1 protein-coding gene is annotated in these 1,015 nt (G+C 63.3%); it reads left to right on the top strand.

What is annotated here, in order from left to right; all coding sequences use genetic code 11:
- The coding region (locus EN969_RS32755) for a LysR family transcriptional regulator (RefSeq protein ID WP_164758741.1) at positions 1-882 on the top strand (882 nt) is incomplete at its 5' end.
- Positions 883-1,015 lie beyond the last annotated feature (133 nt).

Raw genomic sequence — 1,015 nt, 5'->3', positions numbered from 1 at the left:
GTTGAACTCGGCAATCTGTCGGCGGCCGGGCGCGACATGCGCATTTCGCCGGCGGTCGCTTCCAACCGCATCAAGGAACTGGAGAAGCACCTTGGCGTGCGGCTGTTCAACCGCACCACACGGCAATTGATGCCGACCGAGCATGGCACGGTTTTTTACGGGGGCGCCAAGCAGGTGCTGGAGGCAATCACCGAGGCGGAAGCGGCAGTCTCTGCCCTTTCCGGCCAGCCGCGCGGCACCATCCGCGTCACGGCACCGCTCGGCCTCGGCCGCCGGCTGGTCGCTTCGGGCATCCCCGATTTCCACGACAAATACCCTGATATCGAGGTGCGGCTCAGGCTCTCGGACCACAATGTCGACATCATGAAGGAAGGCATCGACGTCGCCTTCCGGCTCGGCATCATCGAGGATTCCAGCCTCAGGATGCGCGGCATCATGGAATGCGAGCGCGTGCTGGTGGCGGCGCCGAAATATCTCGAAGCGCGCGGCGAACCGATTGAGCCGCAGGAACTGATCGGCAAGAAGCACGACTGCCTGATGCTGCGTTATTCGGGCGCGCGCGAATATGTGTGGACGCTGCAGACCCCCACCGGCCCGCAGAAATTCGAGGTACACGGGCCCTACGACACCGACGATGGCGACGTGCTCACCGGCTGGGCGCTTTCAGGCCGCGGCATCATCAACAAGCCGCGCTTCGAGGTCGAGCCATTCATCCGCGATCGGCGGCTGAAGGTGATCCTGCCCAGCACGCCGCCGACACCGGTGCAGTTCGCCGCCGTCTATCCGCACAAGAAGCTGCAGGATCCAAAAGTGCGGCTGCTGCTCGACTTCATGGCCGAGCGCTGCCAGCGGCTGATCAACGATCTGCTTGCTGGCAAATAAAGGCTGGCCGGCAAATAGGGACTGGCCAGTAGGTGAGCGGCGGTTTGGCCCAGCGCCGGCGGTTGCCATCCCAGGATGTGGCGAACATAGTTCGGGGTGGCATTTCATCTCATAGGAACCCCCGATGGACAAC

This window comes from Mesorhizobium sp. M7A.F.Ca.CA.003.01.2.1 (assembly GCF_003998945.1).
Taxonomy (GTDB): Bacteria; Pseudomonadota; Alphaproteobacteria; order Rhizobiales; family Rhizobiaceae; genus Mesorhizobium; species Mesorhizobium ciceri.
This window is presented reverse-complemented; position numbering and strand designations above follow the sequence as displayed.